Raw genomic sequence first — 18634 nt, 5'->3', positions numbered from 1 at the left:
TTCAAGACGCCGGCACCCGCACCCATCCCTCCATCAGCACGCGGGCGCTGCGGCTCATGATGGCCTTGCGCACCACCCACTGGCCCTCACGGCATTCGGCCTCGGCGCCGACGCGCAGGGTGCCGCTGGGGTGACCGAAGCGCACGGCCTGGCGCTGGCCGCCGCTGGCCGCCTCGTTCACCAGGGTGCCGGGGATGGCGGCGGCGGTGCCGATGGCCACGGCGCAGGTGCCCATCATGGCGTGGTGCAGCTTGCCCATGCTGAGGGCGCGCACGCACAGGTCGATGTCGGCGGCGGTGATGTGCTTGCCGCTGCTGGCCACGTAGTCGGTGGCCGGGGCGACGAAGGCGACTTTCGGCGTGTGCTGGCGCTTCGGCGCTTCCGACACGTCCTTGATCAGGCCCATGCGCACGGCGCCGTGGGCGCGGATGGTCTCGAAGCGGGCCAGAGCCGCCGGGTCGTTGTTGATATCCAGCTGCAGCTCGGTGCCGGTGTAGCCGATGTCGCGAGCGCGCACGAAGATGGTGGGGATGCCGGAATTGATCATGGTGGCCTGGAAGCGGCCCACGCCCGGCACGTCCAGTTCGTCCACCAGGTTGCCGGTGGGGAACAGGGCGCCACCGTCCTCGCCCTCCTCGGCCGGGTCCATGAACTCCAGGACGATCTCGGCGGCCGGGAAGGTGACGCCGTCGAGCTCGAAATCGCCCAGCTCCTGCACCTGGCCATCGCGGATGGGCACGTGGCAGACGATGGTCTTGCCGATGTTGGCCTGCCAGATGCGCACCGGGAAAACGCCGTCCTTCGGCAGCCGTTCCTTCCCGATGAAGCCGTTGGCGATGGCGAAGGGGCCGACGGCAGTGCTGAGGTTGCCGCAGTTGCCGCTCCAGTCCACGAAGGCGGTGTCGATCGAGACCTGGCCGTACAGGTAGTCCACGTCGTGGCCGGGCTGCGTGCTCTTGCCGATGATCACGCACTTGCTGGTGCTGCTGGTGGCGCCGCCCATGCCGTCGGTGTGCTTGCCATAGGGATCGGGCGAACCGATCACCCGCATCAGCAGCGCGTCACGCGCCGGGCCAGGTACGCGCGCGGCTTCGGGCAGGTCCTCCAGGCGGAAGAACACGCCCTTGGAGGTGCCGCCGCGCATGTAGGTGGCGGGGATGCGGAGTTGTATTGGTGGGGACATGGATTTTCCGGTCGTTGCTCGCTGGATGGTTCGGTGGTGAGTTTGGGCGGATAGCACTGCGGTCAGGAGTCCGGCACCGTGTCCAGCATGTCGGCCACGCACTGGCAGGCTGCGATGGTGTCGAGGACCAGGCGCTCTTCCACATCGACATGGCCTTCATACTCGGACAGGTTGCGCCGGTTGTGCGCCTGGTCCAGTACGCGCCAGACCTCGGGGCCGAGCCCGAGGGTATGGGGCAGCACCTGGAAGACGATGTAGCGACTCTGTGCACGATAGCCGCGCATTCGCAGGGCAGCCAGGCACAGCGCATGCGCGGCGTTGTAGGCCAGGTCGAAGCGGCATTCCAACGACAGCGGGATTCGCCGCATCGGCCAGTCTGGCCTTGCCGGAGCGGACAAGGCCGCTGATCTCCGCCTCATCGCCAGGCTCCGGGATCAGTTGACCCACGCTGGCGAGGTTCTCAAGCGGCGAGGACATCATCACTTCCCACCAGCCAGAGCTTGGGCTGCGCCGTCACTTTGGTAATGAAGGGGTTCTTCTCCCGCAGCCTGCGGGAGAGTTCCTCACGCGTGTAGAGGGTCGGATGGATCTCCCGGCCCAGCGCGGCGATGGCCGGGCTCAGCGCCGCCATCGTTTCCGCATAGCCCAGCGAATCCGACACCAGCAACAGGTCGATGTCGCTGCTGGCGGTATCCGCGCCCCTAGCCACCGAGCCGTAGACGAAAGCGGCGTGCAGCCGGTCGGCCAAGGGTGCCAGCGCTTCCCGCAAGGGCTCGGCCAGGCCAAAGGTCTTGCGGACGATGGACACCAGCTCGTCGTGGATGGGGCACTGCGGATTGGCCGAGTACAGCTTCTGGTTGCCCTGCCGTTCGACCTTCAACACGCCGCTACCGGCCAGGCGCGCCAGCTCACGCTGTACGGCGCCGCTGCCGGCGCCGGTGAGCTGGATCAGCTCGCTGACGCCGTAACGCCGGCCCGGCTGGCCGAACAGGTGCGCGAGGACGCGCTGCTGCGTCTGCGTGAACAGCGCATCGGACAGGTTGGCCCGCGCGTAGGCCGCGGCGGCCTCACTGACCCGATTGTTCGCCTTCGTGCCCATTTCGGGCATGTTAGTGCCCAAAATGGGTATCTACAACCCCCTCCCACCTCCCCTTGCGGGAAAGGGGCCGGTGGAGGGAAAAAACTCCAGCCGAACCCCTCAATCCAGCCTGTCGTACTTCTTCGCTGTCCCCCGGGCCTTGTCGGCAGGGTATCGCTGCCTGTTGATCTCGAGCTTCCTGGCAACCGCCTGCTCGATGTCCACCCCAAGATCGTGAGCCAGCATGCTGAGCAGGATGGCGATATCAGCGATCTCCTGCTCTATCTCCTGCTTGCGCTCGCGAACGATTCCGGAAAGCTCATCGTCCCTTGCCCACTGTGAGAACTCCGCCAACTCTGCCGCCTCCAGGACGATCGAAGTGGAGAGTGTCCGCAGGTTGTGGAACTGCTCCCAGTCGCGCTCGCGACGGAACTCAAGAAGCTTCTGGAGCAGTTCCTTGCTGATCATGTGCTACTCCACGAACCTGTTCTCGTTGTGCCACCTAAGGAAGGCGGGGTTAGGCATGTCGATGGGATCCTCTGGCAAAGAGGCCAAGGTCTGGCCATGCAGGCGGTAATACGCCTTGCCATTGAAGTATCGGTCACGGATCCGTCCGCTCACCCGCACCTTGAGGTCCGGCTCAACGGTCACCAAGCCAGTGTCGAAGAGTTTATGGAAATCTGAGCGCAGAAGCAGGCCGTTGCTCACTTGATGGGGGCCCTGCTCGGCATACGGGAGGATATGGGCAGCCTCTAGAACCGGGAGTGTGTGCTCACCGGTGATAGCGCATCGTCGCTTGTAAGCGTCAATGACCAAAGTACGGAATGATCCTTGCCCCAAGCGGGCGCGCTGGAGGAAAGGACGACCAAAGCGCTCTTCTTCTTTCGACGCAACATCGAGGACGTGATCCGATGCGGCCGTTCTCAGCTCCGAGAGGATGCTGGCGCCATCTGCGGCTTCAGCATCGTAGGTCTTGCCGACCATGATGTTCTTGGCGAAGCGGTCCCCCGCCTCAATCCATCTCTCCTTCGGTAGATAGAACACGCCAGTAAGTACTGTGCAGCCGATCTCTGTATTGAAGTCAGTCGGCTCGTTCCTTAGCGACGTGATCAGCTTCAGGAACTCGGACAAGCTCGGTGCACCGTTCTGCTCGCCAAAGACCTCCCAAGCGGACACCAGCGGCAGCCGTGTGTAGCTGACGAAGTGGCCACCTCCGACGATGTGGTGGTAGGGCGCCCTCAGCTTGAACAGGAACAGGGTGCCAGCCGGCATGTTCGCAATCGGCGGCACCCTAGAGCCTGGCTGCCAGAAGTTCACCTCCCTGCAGTCGCAGCTGGACAGGAACTTGTACCAGCTGTTGTCTGTGACGCCGCACCAGAAACGCATGCACTAACCCCTGCCAGACGTGCCAGAGTGAATGCGGGATGCAGTATCGGAGCGGTGGGCCGTGGTAGCAATCCCCTGTCCCCCTCTCCCCAACCCCTCTCCCGCAAGGGGAGAAGTGCTTTCCCGGGTCAGGCCGCCTGGCTGGCCTCCAGGAAGTCCTGGGCGAAGCGCTGCAGGACGCCGCCAGCCTCGTAAATCGAGACCTCCTCGTCGGAGTCCAGGCGGCAGCGCACCGGCACCTCGATGCGCTCGCCGTTGCGGCGGGTCACCACCAGGGTGAGGGTGGCGCCGGGCTGGCGCTCGCCGATCACGTCATAGGTCTCGCTGCCGTCCAGGCCCAGGCTGATGCGGTTGCTGCCGGACAGGAACTCCAGCGGCAGCACGCCCATGCCGATCAGGTTGGTGCGGTGGATGCGCTCGAAGCCCTCGGCGACGATGGCCTCCACGCCGGCCAGGCGCACGCCCTTGGCCGCCCAGTCGCGCGAGCTGCCCTGGCCGTAGTCGGCGCCGGCGATGATGATCAGCGGCTGGCCGCGATCCATGTAGATCTCGATCGCCTCCCACATCCGCATCACCCGGCCTTCCGGCTCGATGCGCGCCAGCGAACCCTGACGGACGCTGCCGTCCTCGTCGCGCACCATCTCGTTGAACAGCTTCGGGTTGGCGAAGGTGGCGCGCTGCGCGGTCAGGTGGTCGCCGCGGTGGGTGGCGTAGGAATTGAAGTCCTCTTCCGGCAGGCCCATCTTCGCCAGGTATTCGCCGGCGGCGCTGGTCGGAAGGATGGCGTTGCTGGGCGAGATGTGGTCGGTGGTGATGTTGTCGCCGAAGATCGCCAGCGGCCGCATGCCGCGCAGCGTTCGCGGCTTGGCCAGGGCGCCTTCCCAGTAGGGCGGCCGGCGGATGTAGGTGCTCTGCGGCCGCCAGTCGTACAGCGGGCTCACCTTCCCGGCGCTGGCCTGGACCGGGCGGAACATCGGTTCGTAGACCTGGCGGAAGTGCTCCGGCTTCACCGAAGCCTGCACCACCGCGTCGATCTCGGCGTCGCCGGGCCACAGGTCCTTGAGCAGGATCGGGCTGCCGTCCTCGCGGTAACCCAGCGCATCCTTCTCGATGTCGAAGCGCACCGTGCCGGCGATGGCATAGGCCACCACCAGCGGCGGCGAGGCCAGGAAGGCCTGCCTGGCATAGGGATGGATGCGGCCGTCGAAGTTGCGGTTGCCGCTGAGCACGGCCGTGGCGTACAGGTCGCGCTCCACGATCTCCTGCTGGATCTTCGGATCCAGGGCGCCGCTCATGCCGTTGCAGGTGGTGCAGGCGAAGGCGACGATGCCAAAGCCCAGCTTCTCCAGCTCCTGCTTCAGCCCGGCCTCTTCCAGGTACAGCGCCACCGCCCTGGAACCCGGCGCCAGCGAGCTCTTCACCCAGGGCTTGCGCTTGAGACCCAGCGCATTGGCCTTCTTCGCCAGCAGGCCGGCGGCGATCACGTTGCGCGGATTGGACGTGTTGGTGCAGGAGGTGATGGCGGCGATGATCACGGCGCCGTCCGGCAGCAGGCCCTGCGCTTCCTGGGCGCGCGCGGCCTCGAGATTGCCGGCGATGCCCTTGCCGGCCAGCTCGGTGGTGGCCACACGCACATGCGGGTTGGACGGGCCGGCCATGCTGCGCACCACGCCGGAGAGGTCGAAGTTCAGCACTCGCTCGTACTGCGCGTCCTTCAGCTGCCCGGCCCAGAGGCCGGCGGCCTTGGCGTAGGTCTCCACCAGCGCCACCTGCTCGTCGCTGCGGCCGGTCAGGCGCAGGTAGTCAATGGTATTGCGGTCGATGGCGAACATGGCCGCGGTGGCGCCGTACTCCGGCGCCATGTTGGAAATGGTGGCACGGTCGCCCAGGCCCAGCGCCGCGGCGCCCTCGCCGCGGAACTCCAGCCAGGCGCCGACCACGCGCCGCTTGCGCAGGAACTCGGTCAGCGACAGCACGACGTCGGTGGCGGTGATGCCCGGCTGCGGCCGGCCGCTCAGCTCGACGGCGACGATCTCCGGCAGGCGCATCCAGGAGGCGCGGCCCAGCATCACGTTTTCCGCTTCCAGGCCGCCGACGCCGATGGCGATCACGCCCAGCGCGTCCACGTGCGGCGTGTGGCTGTCGGTGCCGACGCAGGTGTCTGGGAAGGCAACGCCGTCCTGCACGCACACCACCGGCGACATCTTCTCCAGGTTGATCTGGTGCATGATGCCGTTGCCCGGCGGAATCACCTCCACGTTGCGGAAGGCCTTGCGGGTCCATTCGATGAAGTGGAAGCGGTCTTCGTTGCGGCGCTCCTCGATGGCGCGGTTCTTGGCGAAGGCGTCCGGCTCGAAGCCGGCGTGTTCGACCGCCAGCGAGTGGTCCACGATCAGCTGCACCGGCACCACCGGGTTCACCTGGGCCGGGTCGCCGCCGCGCTCGGCGATGGCGTCGCGCAGGCCGGCCAGGTCCACCAGCGCGGTCTGGCCCAGGATGTCGTGGCAGACCACGCGGGCCGGGAACCAGGGTAGATCGCGCTCGCGCCGGCGCTCGACCAGCTGGCGCAGGCAATCGTCGAGGATGTCGGCCGGGCAGCGCCGCACCAGGTTCTCGGCCAGCACGCGCGAAACGTAGGGCAGGCCCGCCCAGGCCCCTGGCCAGCGCGCCTCCACCGCCTCGCGGGCATCGAACCAGTGCAGGGAGGTGCCGGGCAGCGGCTTGCGGTAGGCGGTGTTCATGGGGCTGGCCTTGCGGGTGATCAAAGCCCGCCATTATCGGCCATGCGGCAAGTTCGGGCACGACGCGCGGCGCAGGCAATCCTCTCCCGGCGCCTCTCCCGCGAGGGAGGAAAGGAAATACGCCGAGCCTCTCTCCCCTTGCGGGAGAGGGGTCCGGGGGAGATGGAAAACCCGTCAGCCCGCTATTCCGCCGGCGCGTCGAAACGGTAGGGCGTGGCCTGCGCCGAGGGCCGCTGCCGCCACTCCTCTACGAAGCCGCGCAGGGCCGGCCAGCCCTGCATATCCATGGGGTTGCGGAAGGGCAGGTGCTCGAGCAGGGCGAACAGCTGCAGCTCGAACAGCGGCAACACCCCCTCGTGGAAACCGGCGCGGATCTCGGCCAGATGCCCATCCAGCCAGGCCAGGCTGCCCACCAGGCTGGCCCGGCGCTTGCGCGAGGCGGCATCCGGCGGGCGAGCGGCGACGATCTCGTGGAAGACCACTTCCACCTCCATCGCCATGGCATGCGCCACCAGCTCGTGGGCGTTCATCGGCAGCGGCGTGCGTGCCTGCTCCGGCCAGAACACCCGCGCCTCGCCCCCCTCAGCCAGCCGCGCCAGTGCCCGGCAGGCATTGCCGCTGCCCCAGACCACGGCGCCGTCGTCCAGGCGCAGGGCCGGCAACTTCAGGGCCGGATTGCCGCCGAAGGTGGCGGGATCCTCGCTGAGCAGGTCGTGGATGGGGCGCAGCGCGCAGTCCAGGCCCAGTTCGATGGCCAGCATGCGCACCACGCGGGTGTAGTGGGAACTCTGGCGGCCGATGATCAGGGGCATGCCGGCATTGTCCGCGCCGGACGCCGCCCCGGCAACGTGGCCGGGCTCAGCCCTCGCCCGCCGCGATCACCACCTTGCCCAGGTGCCGGGACGCGGCCAGGGACCGGTAGGCGTCTCCGGCCCGGTCGAACGGGAATACCCGGTCGATCACCGGCCGCAGCCCGGCGGTTTCCACGAAACGGGAGAACCGCAGGGCCATGGCCCGGCTGCCGACCATCAGCCCGAGCAGCCGCTTGCCGCCGAGGAACAAGGCGGCCGGATCCAGTGCCGCCGGCTCGCCACCGCCCAGGCGGCCGACCACGGCCACGCTGCCGCCCGGCCGCAGGGCCGTCACCGACTGCGCCAGGGTCACCGGCCCGCCGACGTCCAGCACCCGGTCCACGCCCTCGCCACCTGCCAGCTCGCGCAGTACCGCGCCCCAGGCAGGCACCCGCCGATAGTTCACGGTGAAGTCCGCGCCCAGGGTCCGGGCCCGCTCCAGCTTGCCGTCGTCCGACGAGGTCAGGATCACCCGCAGGCCCGCCGCCTTGGCCAGCTGCAGCGCCCAGACCGACACCCCGCCGGTGCCCAGCAGGGCGACGGTGGCGCCCGGCGGCAGCGGATCCAGTTCGAACAGCGCGTGCCAGGCGGTCAGGCCGGCACAGGGCAGGGTCGCCGCCTCGACCGGATCGAGATGGGCCGGGGCCGGCACCCAGGCGGTTTCCGGCGACACGACCTCCTCGGCCAACACGCCGTCCACGCTGCCGCCCAAGGCCCGGGCGGTCGCGGCGGTCGTGACCGGGCCGGCCAGCCAGTCCGGGAAAAAGCTGCTGATCACCCGGTCGCCGGGTCGGAACAGGGTGACGCCGGGGCCGGCTTCCAGCACCACGCCGGCCGCGTCCGAGGCCGGCACGATGGCCGGGCCACCCTGGCCGGAGCGGCCGTCCGCAAACATCAGGTCGCGATGGTTCAGGGCCACGGCGCGAATGCCGATCCGCAGCTCGCCGGGCCCGGGCGCGCGTCGGGGGCGGCGGACCGCTTGCAAAGCGCCGATGCCGGCCCCGCGCACGAGGCGGTAGGCGATGGCGTCCGTCGCCACCGGCGCGACAGCACCGGACGACGAAGGAGCTTGGGCGGACGACGAAGGAGCTTGGGCGGACGACGAAGGGGCTTGGACGGACGACGGCAGGGGCTGGGCGGAAGGGCGATGGGACATGGGCATGCTCCGGAGCGGGGGGGTGCGGCATCCTCCCTCCGGCGAATTCGCGGGTAAACTCGCGATTCATGCATACCTAACATGCGTTTTTGCATACCCTGTCCCCCGGGGGAGGCACATGGCCCGGCACGCCGATTGGAGCGACCTGCAGTTTTTCCTGGCGGTCTGCGAGCGCGGCTCGGTAGGCGCCGCGGCGCAGTTGCTGGGCGTCAACCACTCGACCGTGCTGAGGCGCATCGCCAGTCTGGAAAACAGCCTGTCGGTCCGCCTGTTCGAACGGCGGCCCGGCGGTTACGTGCCCACGTCGCGCGGTCAGGAACTGGCCGCCGCCCTGGCCGGCCTCGCCGAGCAGGTGGAGGGCGCCAGACGCCGGGTCACCGGCGGCGACCTGCAGCTTGCCGGCAGCCTGCGCCTGACCGCTCCGGACACCCTGCTGCACACGCTGTTGCTGCCGGGCCTGGCGGCATTCCGCGCCCGCCACCCCGCCCTGCAGCTGGAACTGGTGATCAACAACCACTTCCTGAACCTGGGCCGGCGCGAGGCGGACGTGGCGGTGCGCGGCTCCAACCGGCCGCCGGAAAACCTGGTCGGCCGGCGGGTCGGCCGCGTGCAGACGGCGCTGTACGCGTCCTCGGCCTACCTGGCCACGCTGGGCCCCTCGGCGGACGAGACGGACTACCGTTGGGTCGGTCATGTGGAATCGCTTGCCCACCTGGAGTCGGCCCGCTGGATCGCCCGTCACGTGCCCCCGGACCGGGTGGCGCTGCGGGTGGACGGGCTGCTGAGCCTGGCCCGCGCGGTCGCCGAGGGCTTTGGCGTCGGCTGGCTGCTGTGCCCCGTAGCCGAGAGCCTGCCGGGGCTGGTGCGGCTGCGGCCGCCACCGCCGGAGTTCGACACCCAGGTCTGGGTACTGACGCATCCGGACCTGCGGCGCAATGCCCGGGTGCGCGCGCTCACCGATCACCTGTACCAGAGCCTGTCGGCCGATCCGCGATTGCGGCACGACGACCGTGGCTAAGGCCCTGCCGCCGCCAACCGCTCGGCCAGGCCGCCGGCCCGGCGCGCCGGCCGGGCCAGGGCGGCGTCCAGGCTGTCCTGCGGCGCCCACAGCTCCAACGCGCGCCGGGCCCGGGACAGGCCGGTGTAGAGCAGCTGCCGGGACAGGATGCGGTGCTCCGGGTCCGGCGGCAGCAGCACGGCAGCCTGATCGTATTCGCTGCCCTGGCTCTTGTGGATGGTGATGGCGAAGGCCGGCTCGTGCGCCGGCAGCGCGCCCGGGGCGAAGGCGCGGGCCCCGGCCTCGGTCTCGAACCAGACGCGCAGGCGGCCGTCGGCGCCGCGCAGACAGAGGCCGATGTCGCCGTTGAACAGGCGCAGCCCGTAATCGTTGCGGGTGACCATCACCGCCCGGCCCGGGTACCAGGGGGCATCGGCCGGCACCTGCCAGCGCTGGCGCAGGTGACGCTCGATGGCGGCATTGATGGCCTCGGTGCCGAAGCTGCCTTCGCGCAGGGCCGCCAGCAGTTGCCGCTCGGCCAGGGCGCGCAGCGCCTTCGTCGCCGCCGCGGCTTCGTCGCCCGCCAGCGGTGCCGGCGAACCGGCCTCGGCCAGGCCGTCGGCCCAGCGGCGCAGCACGCGCGCCAGTTCGGCGCTGTTTTCCACCGGATGCGCCCTGCCCTGCCCGCCGGCCGCGGCAAGCGCCGCCTGCAGGGCCTTGGCCTGGCCCAGGCGCACGGCTTCCAGCACCGGCAACAGGCGCGAATCGGCGCGGAAGCTGTGGCGCAGGCGCACCAGTTCCGGTGCCTGCTGCGCTTCCAGCACGGAGACCAGATCGCCGAGCACCGAACCGGCGCCGACCGGATCGAGCTGGTCGGCATCACCCACCAGCACCAGGGTGGCGGTCGGCGACAGCGCCCGCAGCAGGGCGCGCAGTTGCGCCAGGTCCAGCATCGAGGCCTCGTCCACCACCACCACGCCGGCGCTGATCGGCGAGTCGGGGCCGCGGCCGTAGGCCTGGCGGCCGGGCGACCAGCCCAGCAGGCGATGCACGGTCAGCGCTTCGCTGGCCGGCAGCAGCTCGAAATACGGCGCCCAGTCGGCCGGCAGCTGTTCGCGCAGGCGCGCCGATTCCTGCCGCAGCGACTGCACCAGGCGCTGTGCCGCCTTGCCGGTGGGCGCGGCCACGGCGATGCCGTCGCGGGCGGCGATGCCGTCGCGCGCCAGGCGCAGCAGCATGCGCAGCACGGTGGTGGTCTTGCCGGTACCGGGGCCGCCGGTCAGCACGAACAGGCGGCGGCCGCCGACCGCGCGCACCGCCTCGCGCTGGGCGCCGTCGCGGGCGGGATCTCCGCCGGGGAACAGCGCCGCCAGCCCAGCCTCGTCCACGGGCAGCGGCGTGGCGGCGCGGCGGCGTTCGCCGATCAGCGCCGCCACCTCGCATTCGTGCACGTAGTTGCGCCAGAGGTAGAAGCGGCCGGCGGCGTCGAGGACGAAGGGCCTCGTTTCGCGACCATCGCCGACCATGCTTTCGCCGGCGATGGCCTGGCACCGTTCGCCATCCAGCGGCGCCAGGGCGGTGTCGCCATGCAGTTCGGCGACGGCGGCACGGGCCGCCAGTTCGGCCAGCACGGCGCCGCCGCCATGCGACTGCACCCAGCGCGCCATGGCGCGGCCGAGCGCGCGTTCCTGCAGGCGGCCTTCCAGCTCCAGGCGCGGCGGCTGCGCGTAGTCGAGCCAGTTCATGCCGCCATCTCCCCACGGCCGGCGAAGACGCCGTCCACCGCCGCCAGCAGCGCCGGATCGAAACGCCGGCTCCACACGCCCGCGCCCGGCGCCAGGCCGGCGGCGCGGACGAACAGGTAGATGGCCTCGCCCAGGTGCCGTTCCGGCGCGTAACCGGCGAGGCGCTGGCGCAGGTAGCGGTGCAGGGCCAGGGTGTAGAGCAGCGCCTGCAGCCGGTAATGGCTGCGATCCATGGCCTGGCGCAGGGCCTCGCCGCGGTAGTCGGAGAGGCGCTCACCCAGCCAGTTGCCCTTGTAGTCCAGCACGTGCACGCAGCCGGCGTGTTCGAAAATCAGGTCCACCTTGCCGGTCATCAGGCCGCGCAGGGCGGCCAGGCCCAGCGGCGGCACCAGCGTCGGCTCACCATGTTCGGCGCAGGCGCGACGCAGTGCATCGAGGCGGGCGCCGTCGAGGGCAAAGTGGAAGGCCATCTCGGCGCGTTGCTTCTCCGGCGGCACCTCGGCCAGGCACAGGCCCGGCAGCAGTTCCGCCTGCAACGCCGCGTCCAGGCGCGCGGCCAGGCGCGGCACCAGCACGTTGACGGGTTCGCTGCTGGAGCGCACGCCAAAACGCGCCAGTTGCCGGCCGACCAGCTCCAGCTGCCCACGCAGCGGCTTGCCGTGATCGCGAAGCTCGAAACTGGCATGCACGGCATTGCCGAAGGCGGTACCGCGCAGGGCGGACAGGGCCAGCAGTTCCGGATGCGCCGGCTCGGGCTCGGCCTCGACCGGTTCCAGCAGCGGCGCTTCCTGTTCGTCGTCGGCCGCGGCCTCGTCCAGCGCGCGCGCATGCGCGCCGCCGATCAGGGCGGAGAAACTGAGGCGATGGCGCGGGGGCGCCGGCGGCGGCGGCTCGAGCGCCTCGCGGCGCGGAGATGCCGTCGGCAAGGACAGCGGCGCGACGCCCTCCTCCGGCCAACCCTCACGCCATTGCACGCCCTCGATCAGCGGGCGTCGGCCTGGCAGACCCAGGCGTTCCAGCAAGGCGTCCAGCGGCGCCCGCTCCGGGTCGCCCAGGGCCGCCTGGCTGCCCTTCTTCGCCGGCCGGTCCGGCGGCAGCGCGTAGACGTGGCAGGCGTGGATGGCACGGGTGAGCGCCACGTACAGCGTGCGGAAGCGCTCGTCCTGGGCCTCCTGGCGGTGCCAGTCGGCGGCCCCGGCATCCAGCCGTGCCACGCGGCCGGGCACGTCCGGGTCCGGAACCAGCCACGGCCCCTTGCCGCCCCCCTTGTGCTGGTGGTTCCACAGCAGCGGCAGGAACACGATCGGGAACTCCAGGCCCTTGGCGCCATGCAGGGTCATCAGCTGCACGCGGTGGGCGTCGGATTCGATGCGCAGCTGCCGCTGCTCGCTGTCGGGCGCTTCGCTGTCGGCCTCGCTGCGTTGTTCGCCGAGCCAGGCCAGCAGCGCGTGCGGGCCCAGGCCACGCTCGCTCTGCGCCTGCAGCAGTTCGCCGAGGTGGCGCAGATCGGTTAGGTCGCGTTCGCCGCCGGGATGCGCCAGCAGGCGGGGCGCCGCTTCCCCGGCCATGGCCAGCACGGCCGCCAGCACACCCTGGCGCCGCCACAGCTGGCGCAGGCGATGCAGACGGTCGGCGGCGGCATCGAGCGCGGCGGCGTCCTGTTCCAGTGCCTGCACCGCCGCGAGGTCGCCGCCCCAGAGCCGGGTCAGCATGGCGGCGCGCAGGGCCGTTTCATCCGCTTCGGCGGCGATGGCTTGCAGCAGTACCTGCAGTTCGAAGGCCCAGTCGCTGTCCAGCACGCTGGCGCGGGCGCCGCCGACGCAGGGCACACCCAGGGCCAGCAGCTCGCGGCGCAGGCGGACGATGTCGGCATTGCCAGGCAGCAGCACGGCAATGTCGCCGGGAGCGACGCGTTCCGGCAGGTGTTCCTTGCCCCGCTTGCGCACCAGGGTGTGCGCCGGGTCGGCGAGCAGGGCGGCGATGTGGTTCGCGCAGGCCTTCAGTGCCCGCTGCCGGCGCTCGGGCTGGGACGGCGGCGCCTCCTCCAGCAGGTGCAGCACCAGCGGCGCCTGCGCCGGCTGGCCGCCGATCAGGTAGGGCGTCTTGTCCTGGCGGTCGCTGGCGGCGACCGGGTGGTAGGCGATCCCGCCCCGCCCGGTCGTGCTCAATTCGTTGCCGGCGGCGGCGAACAGCGCGTTCAGCGCCGCCACGTAGGCGCGCGAGGAGCGGTGGTTGGTGGCCAGCGGCAGATGTTCGCCGGCATCGCGGCTGGCGCGCAGGTAGGCGTGCACGTCGCCACCGCGGAAGCCGTAGATGGCCTGCTTGGGGTCGCCGATCATCACCAGGCGCCCACGCGGCAGGCCGCCGCCGTCGCGATAGATGCGGTCGAGGATGCCGTATTGCTGGGCGTCGGTGTCCTGGAACTCGTCCACCAGCGCCGCCGGCCAGTCGGCGAACAGGACATCGGCCAGGGCCGGGTTGGCGCTGATGGCGGCGTGGGCGCGGCGGATCATCTCGTCGAAGGTGAGCTGGCCGCGTGCGGCCAGGCGTGCCTCGCGCCATTCGCCGACGCGTTGCACCTGCTGCGCCCAGAAGCGCAACGCGGCGCCGTGGCGGGAGGCGAGGAACCGCGGCCAGGCCGCGCGCAGGCTGGCGATGGCCGGCAGTGCCAGGAAATCGGCCTGGCGGTCGTCCTTCACCTGTTTTTCCAGCTCGAAGGCGGTGAGCAGCTTGAAGCGCTCGTCCATCTTCTCTTGCGTGGGTTTCTTGCTGTCATTGGGCCAGACACCGGTTTCCAGCCACTGCCCCAGCTCTTCCAGGCTCGTCCGCAGTACGGCGTTCTTGCGCGTGAACCACTCCAGCTGCGCGACCACCTCGCGCAGCGGTCCGGCCAACGACGGTGCCAGCGCCAGGCGCACCTCTTCCAGCGTTTCCTCCGGCGCGACGATGCGCACGCCCGGCCGCAGCAGCTCGCCCAGCACGCGGGTGAACTCTTCCAGACCGATGTCCTGCAGACCGGCCTCGTGCAGCGGCGTGTCGTCGCCCTGACGCAGCACGCGCCAGGCGTCGCGGGCCAGTTCCTCCAGCAGGGCCTTGCCGGAGGCGGGTTCGCCGGGCTCGAAGGCCTGGCCGCTCTCCAGCGGATGCTCGCTGAGGATGCGCTGGCAGAGGCCGTGCAGGGTGCCGATCGGCGCGCGGTCGAAATCGGCCAAGGCCAGGCGCAGGCGGCGCAGGTCGCGGGCCCGACAGGCCTCGTCCTGCCAGCGCGAAAGCAGCCAGGCCTCGCCTTCGTCCGGCGCTTCCGGCACGGCTCCGGCGGCGAGATCGAGGGCTTCGCGCAGGCGCCGGCGCAGGCGTTCGCGCAACTCCTGTGCGGCCGCCTCGGTGAAGGTGGTGACGACGATGCGCTCGACGCCGAGTTCTTCCCCCCGCTCCAGCAGCAGGCGCAGCCAGAGCACGCCGATGGTCCAGGTCTTGCCGGTGCCGGCGCTGGCCTCGACCAGGGAACGGCCGCCGGGCCCCAGCTCCAGCTCGCGCCAACTCGCCACCTGACCGACCGCGCTCATGCCGGCTGCTCCCAGGGCTGCATGGCCTGCCACATCAGCTGCGCCGCCTCGCCCAGCAGGGAGCGCCAGCGGTCATCGGCATCCAGGTCGATGCCGCGGCCGAGCAGTTGCGCGTAGGACGGCGCCCAGCTGCGTTCGCGTTTCCAGGCATCCACCGCCTTGTCCGGATCATTGGCCAGGGCCCAGCTGGTGCGCGGGAACCAGGGCCAGGGCTGCGAAGGCGGCATCGTGGCGGCATCGAGCAGGAAGGCCAGCTTGGTTTCCAGCACCGTGCGCATGCGCGCCTGTTCGCCGGCGTCGGCGGCGAGAAAGGCGTCGTCCCAATCGGCGAGCGCGCGCTGCCAGGATCCGGGGGCGCCCGGTCTCGTCGTCAGCGCCACCACGCGCACACGTCGCTTCAGGTTCTCCGGCGCCAGCCGGCACAGGGCCCAGGCCAGGTAGAGCGGAAGGCGGTCGCGGAAACCCAGACCGTCCTCTTTCTCCTTGTGCGCGAAGCCGGCGAAGACGAACAGCCAGTCATCGCGGCCACGCACATTGGCCAGCTCGCCCAGCAAGGTATGGCGACCGACCTGGCGGGTGATGGCCGGCTGCACTTGCGGCGCCAGGGTCGGCGTGAACAGTTCGGTGGCGTCTTCACGCCCCCTGGCCACGTCGACCAGGCGCTGCGCGAGTTCCTGTTCCTTTTGCCAGGTCTTCGCGCCAAGCGCGCCGGCGGGCAGCACGCCGGCCAGGCGCAGGTGTTCCGGCGGCGGTTCGTCCAGGGAGAAGCCCGGATCGGACAGGGCGCGCTCGCAGAGCTGCTGCGCCTGCCGGTCGAGGAAATCCAGGCGCGCCTCCAGCGGCTCGTCCACCTCCAGGCGACGCTCGCCCAGACCATCCAGGCGCGCGCGCAGGCCGTCGGCCAACACCAGCTTGGCCGGATCGCGGGCCCAGCGCATCAGGCGGTCCAGCTCGATGACGGACGTCCCGTCGGGGGGCGGTGGCAGCGCCGGTGTCAGCAGCGTCGGCCGGTCGGCCTCGCCGCCGACCATGGCAGCGAACTCGCGCGAGAAGCTGCGCAGCGCAGGATCATCGCCGAAGCAGGCCTCGTCGAAGGGCTGCAGCGGATGCGTGACCTGCCAGGCCGGCGAGGCTTCCGCCTCCGGTTGCAGCGGGTCCTGCCAGTCCGACCTCGGCAGCGCCGCCATCAGCTCGGCCAAGGGCGCGGCGGGGTTGCGCGCACTGCCGTCCTTCGCATCGAAGGCGACATGGCTCAGGTGCAGGCGGTCGCGCGCCGACATCACCGTTTCCAGGAACAGGTAGCGGTCGTCGCTGCGCACGTCGCGGTCGCCGAGTCGGCGCAGGCCGGGGCGGCCGATCGGGTCCAGGCCGGCATCGCTGTCGCGGCGCGGGTACTCGCCTTCGTTGAGGCCCAGCACCGCCACCACCCGGAAGGGAATGGCCCGCTGCGGCACCATGCCGCAGACGGTGACGCCGCCGGCGAGGAAGCGCTGGCGTTCCGGCACCGCCGCCATCGCCTCTTCCAGGCACTGGCGGACGACGGGAAAGCCGATCTCCGGATCCAGCCCGGCCTCGCCCGGCTCGCTGGCCAGGCGGCGCAGCAGGCCGCGCAGTTCGTCCATGGCCTCGCGCGAGGACGGGTCTTCCGGATCGGGCTGGAACAGCGCTTCCAGGACCGCTTCCAGGCGCTGCGCCCAGGCGCTGGCCTTGCGCGGCGCGGTGGCATCGGCGCGCAGCTGCGCCAGTTGCTGCAACAGGTGGTCGAGCGCGCCCAGCACCGCCCCGACGTTGCCGATGCCGGGCACCGGCGCGATGCGGTCGGTGCCGACCTGCAACACCGCTTCCGGCGCCTGCTCGCCGTGCACGTGGCTGGCCAGAAGGCGGTCCATGGCCCAGGCCAGGGTGTGTTCCGGCGTATCCGGCACGCCCTGGGCGGCGCGGGTGGCCGGGTCCAGGCCCCAGGCGGCGCGGGCCTGGGCCAGGGCGTTTTCCAGCAGGGCCAACCCATCCTCGTCCAGGCCCAGGCGACGGGCCACGTCGGGCTGGGCGACGAAGTCCATCAGCTCGGCGGCGGTGGTGCGCGAGCCCGGCAGCGCCAGCAGCTGGCGGAAGGCCTTGAACAGCGGTCGCGCCCGCGCCACCGGCACGTCGGCCAGGTGGTAGGGCAGCGGCGCCTCCGGGTCACCGGGCGCGCCGAACACGGCCGGCAGCAGTGGCAGGTAGTCGGCGATTTTCGGCGCCATCACCACCATGTCCTGCGGCTCGATCGTGGGATCGTCGCGGCGGGCCCGCAGCAGGGCGTCACGCAGGGCTTCCAGTTCGCGCAGGCGGCTGTGGCAGCGGTGCACGCGCAGGGAAGCATCGCCGCGACGCTGTTCGGGCGGACGCGGATCTTCCGCCAGCAGGGCCGGGTCGAGCCGGCGAATGCTTTCCTGCAGTCGTTCGAGCAGGTTCTTCGGCGGCTCGTCGTGGTCGCGCTCGTCGCGGAAATGGCGCAGGTCGATCTGCGCATCCAGCGACTGCATCTGCAGCATGAAATGCTGGCCGAGCCGGCCCCAGGCCGCCAGCAGCGGATGGTGCTGCCCGAGGAACACGGTTTCCGCCTCGGCGCCGAAAGGCGCTTCCGCCAGTGCCCGCAGACGGGCGCGGTCGGACACCAGGCCACCCCAGTACTCGCGGCAGGGATCGGGCAGATAGAACACCACCGGCCGGTGCGCGGCCAGCGCCCGCAGCACGGCCAGCTCGGCCGGGGCCAGGTGGCTGAGACCGAACACGTGCAGCGGATCGCTGGCGGCGAGACGGACGTCGTCCCCACGCAGCCGGCGGGCCAGCTCGGCCAGACGTTCGCCGCGATGCGGTTCGTGGATCTGCCGGCTCAGTGCCTGCCACAGCGCCGGATGGAACCCTGCCTCCCTGAAGGCCACCCTGCCCTTCGCCCACTCCGCCAGCCAGTCCGGGCGGTAGGCCATGTACTGGGTATGGATGCGCGCCAGCCGGTCGGCGAGCTGGAAACGACGGCGCTCGCCGTCGGGGCCGGCCAGGCGCTCGCGCAGGGACGGATCGGGTGGCGTGGCCAGCAGTTCGAACAGGCGCCAGCGCAGCTGCGGCCGGCGCCAGGCCGCGGGCGAGGTGGCTTCCTGGCCCAGCACCTCGACGGCCAGGCGATCAAGAAAGGTGCTGGGCAGCAGGATGTCGATATTGGCGACGATGCCCTCGCCGCCGCGATGCTTCGCCAGCGCGCCCGACAGCCACTGCCGCATGCCCGGATGGGCCGCGATGACCGTCTGTGGTGTCAGCAGGCCGTCTGGTCGCTGTTCGCCCAGCAGGAAATCGAGCGGCTGCAGCAGAGCCTCCAGACGGCTGGCCCGGAATACGGTAATGCCCTCGCTGGCGCGCTGCTTCCAGTCCCCGCTCATCCTTCACAGCCTAGCCGATCGGTCGGGCCAGGCTAAGACGGACGGGTCTCACCTGGAGAGAACGGCGACGGCGATCTGGCCGATGAGGGCAGAGCGGCGGCGAACGGTCGCCACCTTCGATCTCACGTCCGCTTGCTGCTGTCCCCGGGAAGCGGTGCGGACATCCAGCCAGGGCCGCGCGCGCGGCGCCGGAGCCCGCCGGGCAGGCGCGACGCGCGAGCCACGGCCGGCGTCCGGATCGGTCATTCGACCGTCCGATAGGGATTATTGCGCTCCCACTCCAGCTGTCGCAGCAACGCCTCCCATTCGGCCTGGCTGACGCCCGGGGCGGGCGGCGGCAGCGGCGCATCGTCGAGGCCGGCGGCGACGGCGCGGGTGATGCTGGAGTCCAGTTCACGCATGGCGGTTCTCCTCTCTTCGGGTGAGAGGCCAGCATGGCGACAGCCGCACCGGCGGGCGGATAGGAAGAACGTAGACCGGCCGCTGGGATGGCGAAACGTCGGGGCCGGGGCGAT

Annotated in this window: 13 protein-coding genes; 1 reads left to right on the top strand and 12 read right to left on the bottom strand. The window is 70.8% G+C overall.

Going from position 1 to position 18634, the window contains the following annotated elements; genetic code table 11:
• Position 1 precedes the first annotated feature (1 nt).
• From prpF to F0415_RS09645, 8 genes are all read right to left on the bottom strand, one after another.
• Complete coding sequence (gene prpF, locus F0415_RS09680) at positions 2 to 1183, bottom strand: 2-methylaconitate cis-trans isomerase PrpF (RefSeq protein WP_149861018.1); 1182 nt, start codon at positions 1181 to 1183, stop codon at positions 2 to 4.
• Between the two features lie 62 nt (positions 1184 to 1245).
• Complete coding sequence (locus F0415_RS09675) at positions 1246 to 1551, bottom strand: hypothetical protein (protein ID WP_246149933.1); 306 nt, start codon at positions 1549 to 1551, stop codon at positions 1246 to 1248.
• Positions 1552 to 1643: 92 nt separating this feature from the next.
• Positions 1644 to 2282: a nucleotidyltransferase domain-containing protein gene (locus F0415_RS09670; protein ID WP_149861017.1), complete on the bottom strand. Its 639-nt coding sequence runs from the start codon at positions 2280 to 2282 to the stop codon at positions 1644 to 1646.
• A 99-nt stretch (positions 2283 to 2381) separates the two neighbouring features.
• Entirely contained in the window at positions 2382 to 2729 is a 348-nt protein-coding gene (locus F0415_RS09665) for a nucleotide pyrophosphohydrolase (protein ID WP_149861016.1), read from the bottom strand.
• A gap of 3 nt (positions 2730 to 2732) precedes the next feature.
• Positions 2733 to 3647, bottom strand: a complete 915-nt coding sequence (locus F0415_RS09660) for an HNH endonuclease (protein ID WP_149861015.1) — start codon at positions 3645 to 3647, stop codon at positions 2733 to 2735.
• Positions 3648 to 3775: 128 nt separating this feature from the next.
• Entirely contained in the window at positions 3776 to 6388 is a 2613-nt protein-coding gene (gene acnD, locus F0415_RS09655) for a Fe/S-dependent 2-methylisocitrate dehydratase AcnD (protein ID WP_149861014.1), read from the bottom strand.
• A 182-nt stretch (positions 6389 to 6570) separates the two neighbouring features.
• Positions 6571 to 7200: a glutathione S-transferase family protein gene (locus tag F0415_RS09650; RefSeq protein ID WP_149861013.1), complete on the bottom strand. Its 630-nt coding sequence runs from the start codon at positions 7198 to 7200 to the stop codon at positions 6571 to 6573.
• A 46-nt stretch (positions 7201 to 7246) separates the two neighbouring features.
• The gene (locus tag F0415_RS09645) at positions 7247 to 8395 is read right to left on the bottom strand and encodes a zinc-dependent alcohol dehydrogenase family protein (RefSeq protein ID WP_149861012.1); all 1149 of its coding nucleotides are present in this window, start codon (positions 8393 to 8395) and stop codon (positions 7247 to 7249) included.
• A gap of 118 nt (positions 8396 to 8513) precedes the next feature.
• Here F0415_RS09645 and F0415_RS09640 point away from each other — a divergent pair, with 118 nt between their 5' ends.
• On the top strand, positions 8514 to 9413 hold the full coding sequence (locus F0415_RS09640) for a LysR family transcriptional regulator (RefSeq protein WP_149861011.1): 900 nt from the start codon (positions 8514 to 8516) through the stop codon (positions 9411 to 9413).
• Here the strand turns inward: F0415_RS09640 and recD are convergent.
• From recD to F0415_RS12610, 4 genes are all read right to left on the bottom strand, one after another.
• The gene (gene recD / locus F0415_RS09635; RefSeq protein WP_149861010.1) at positions 9410 to 11137 is read right to left on the bottom strand and encodes an exodeoxyribonuclease V subunit alpha; all 1728 of its coding nucleotides are present in this window, start codon (positions 11135 to 11137) and stop codon (positions 9410 to 9412) included. The two genes, F0415_RS09640 and recD, sit on opposite strands and share 4 nt — an antisense overlap.
• A complete protein-coding gene (locus tag F0415_RS09630; RefSeq protein WP_149861009.1) occupies positions 11134 to 14703 on the bottom strand; it encodes a UvrD-helicase domain-containing protein in 3570 nt (1189 codons plus the stop codon). The genes recD and F0415_RS09630 overlap by 4 nt, the downstream gene beginning before the upstream one ends.
• A complete protein-coding gene (gene recC / locus F0415_RS09625) occupies positions 14700 to 18119 on the bottom strand; it encodes an exodeoxyribonuclease V subunit gamma (RefSeq protein ID WP_149861008.1) in 3420 nt (1139 codons plus the stop codon). Before recC ends, F0415_RS09630 begins: the two co-directional genes overlap by 4 nt.
• Before the next feature lie 242 nt (positions 18120 to 18361).
• On the bottom strand, positions 18362 to 18520 hold the full coding sequence (locus tag F0415_RS12610; RefSeq protein WP_188310354.1) for a hypothetical protein: 159 nt from the start codon (positions 18518 to 18520) through the stop codon (positions 18362 to 18364).
• Between the last annotated feature and the right edge of the window lie 114 nt (positions 18521 to 18634).

It is taken from the genome of Arenimonas fontis (assembly GCF_008386465.1).
Classification (GTDB): Bacteria; Pseudomonadota; Gammaproteobacteria; order Xanthomonadales; family Xanthomonadaceae; genus Arenimonas; species Arenimonas fontis.
Note: the sequence above shows the minus strand (reverse complement) of the source record. Positions and strands in the feature narration are given on the sequence as shown.

Excerpts from the sequence above, each read along its gene's own strand:
- F0415_RS12610 (WP_188310354.1), bottom strand. The coding sequence starts at position 18,520 with ATGCGTGAACTGGACTCCAGCATCACCCGCGCCGTCGCCGCCGGCCTC.
- F0415_RS09650 (WP_149861013.1), bottom strand. The coding sequence starts at position 7,200 with ATGCCCCTGATCATCGGCCGCCAGAGTTCCCACTACACCCGCGTGGTG.
- F0415_RS09665 (WP_149861016.1), bottom strand. The coding sequence starts at position 2,729 with ATGATCAGCAAGGAACTGCTCCAGAAGCTTCTTGAGTTCCGTCGCGAG.
- recD (WP_149861010.1), bottom strand. The coding sequence starts at position 11,137 with ATGAACTGGCTCGACTACGCGCAGCCGCCGCGCCTGGAGCTGGAAGGC.
- F0415_RS09660 (WP_149861015.1), bottom strand. The coding sequence starts at position 3,647 with ATGCGTTTCTGGTGCGGCGTCACAGACAACAGCTGGTACAAGTTCCTG.
- acnD (WP_149861014.1), bottom strand. The coding sequence starts at position 6,388 with ATGAACACCGCCTACCGCAAGCCGCTGCCCGGCACCTCCCTGCACTGG.
- recC (WP_149861008.1), bottom strand. The coding sequence starts at position 18,119 with ATGAGCGGGGACTGGAAGCAGCGCGCCAGCGAGGGCATTACCGTATTC.
- F0415_RS09670 (WP_149861017.1), bottom strand. The coding sequence starts at position 2,282 with ATGGGCACGAAGGCGAACAATCGGGTCAGTGAGGCCGCCGCGGCCTAC.
- F0415_RS09675 (WP_246149933.1), bottom strand. The coding sequence starts at position 1,551 with ATGCGGCGAATCCCGCTGTCGTTGGAATGCCGCTTCGACCTGGCCTAC.
- F0415_RS09645 (WP_149861012.1), bottom strand. The coding sequence starts at position 8,395 with ATGTCCCATCGCCCTTCCGCCCAGCCCCTGCCGTCGTCCGTCCAAGCC.
- prpF (WP_149861018.1), bottom strand. The coding sequence starts at position 1,183 with ATGTCCCCACCAATACAACTCCGCATCCCCGCCACCTACATGCGCGGC.
- F0415_RS09630 (WP_149861009.1), bottom strand. The coding sequence starts at position 14,703 with ATGAGCGCGGTCGGTCAGGTGGCGAGTTGGCGCGAGCTGGAGCTGGGG.
- F0415_RS09640 (WP_149861011.1), top strand. The coding sequence starts at position 8,514 with ATGGCCCGGCACGCCGATTGGAGCGACCTGCAGTTTTTCCTGGCGGTC.